Genomic DNA, 1,566 nt, shown 5'->3' on the forward strand with positions numbered 1-1,566 from the left:
TTTTAGTTTGGTTAAGTTAGAAAGGGCGCACGGTGGATGCCTTGACACTAGGAGTCGATGAAGGACGGGACTAACGCCGATATGCTTCGGGGAGCTGTAAGTAAGCTTTGATCCGAAGATTTCCGAATGGGGAAACCCACCATACGTAATGGTATGGTATCCTTATCTGAATACATAGGGTAAGGAAGACAGACCCAGGGAACTGAAACATCTAAGTACCTGGAGGAAGAGAAAGCAAATGCGATTTCCTGAGTAGCGGCGAGCGAAACGGAACATAGCCCAAACCAAGAGGCTTGCCTCTTGGGGTTGTAGGACATTCTATACGGAGTTACAAAGGAACGAGGTAGACGAAGCGACCTGGAAAGGTCCGTCGTAGAGGGTAACAACCCCGTAGTCGAAACTTCGTTCTCTCTTGAATGTATCCTGAGTACGGCGGAACACGTGAAATTCCGTCGGAATCTGGGAGGACCATCTCCCAAGGCTAAATACTCCCTAGTGATCGATAGTGAACCAGTACCGTGAGGGAAAGGTGAAAAGCACCCCGGAAGGGGAGTGAAAGAGATCCTGAAACCGTGTGCCTACAAATAGTCAGAGCCCGTTAACGGGTGATGGCGTGCCTTTTGTAGAATGAACCGGCGAGTTACGATCCCGTGCGAGGTTAAGCTGAAGAGGCGGAGCCGCAGCGAAAGCGAGTCTGAATAGGGCGTTTAGTACGTGGTCGTAGACCCGAAACCAGGTGATCTACCCATGTCCAGGGTGAAGTTCAGGTAACACTGAATGGAGGCCCGAACCCACGCACGTTGAAAAGTGCGGGGATGAGGTGTGGGTAGCGGAGAAATTCCAATCGAACCTGGAGATAGCTGGTTCTCCCCGAAATAGCTTTAGGGCTAGCCTTAAGTGTAAGAGTCTTGGAGGTAGAGCACTGATTGGACTAGGGGTCCTCATCGGATTACCGAATTCAGTCAAACTCCGAATGCCAATGACTTATCCTTAGGAGTCAGACTGCGAGTGATAAGATCCGTAGTCAAAAGGGAAACAGCCCAGACCGCCAGCTAAGGTCCCAAAGTGTGTATTAAGTGGAAAAGGATGTGGAGTTGCTTAGACAACTAGGATGTTGGCTTAGAAGCAGCCACCATTTAAAGAGTGCGTAATAGCTCACTAGTCGAGTGACTCTGCGCCGAAAATGTACCGGGGCTAAATACACCACCGAAGCTGCGGATTGATACCGAATGGTATCAGTGGTAGGGGAGCGTTCTAAGGACAGTGAAGTCAGACCGGAAGGACTGGTGGAGTGCTTAGAAGTGAGAATGCCGGTATGAGTAGCGAAAGACGGGTGAGAATCCCGTCCACCGAATGCCTAAGGTTTCCTGAGGAAGGCTCGTCCGCTCAGGGTTAGTCAGGACCTAAGCCGAGGCCGACAGGCGTAGGCGATGGACAACAGGTTGATATTCCTGTACCACCTCTTTATCGTTTGAGCAATGGAGGGACGCAGAAGGATAGAAGAAGCGTGCGATTGGTTGTGCACGTCCAAGCAGTTAGGCTGATAAGTAGGCAAATCCGCTTATC

General features: G+C 50.5%; 1 rRNA gene. It reads left to right on the top strand.

Features of this window, described 5'->3' with window-relative positions:
- Positions 1 to 9 precede the first annotated feature (9 nt).
- Positions 10 to 1,566, top strand: a 23S ribosomal RNA gene (locus ACTFRH_RS30835); the annotation flags it as partial.

Source organism: Bacillus cereus group sp. MYBK216-1 (genome assembly GCF_051916495.1).
In the GTDB taxonomy this organism is placed as follows: domain Bacteria; phylum Bacillota; class Bacilli; order Bacillales; family Bacillaceae_G; genus Bacillus_A; species Bacillus_A thuringiensis_K.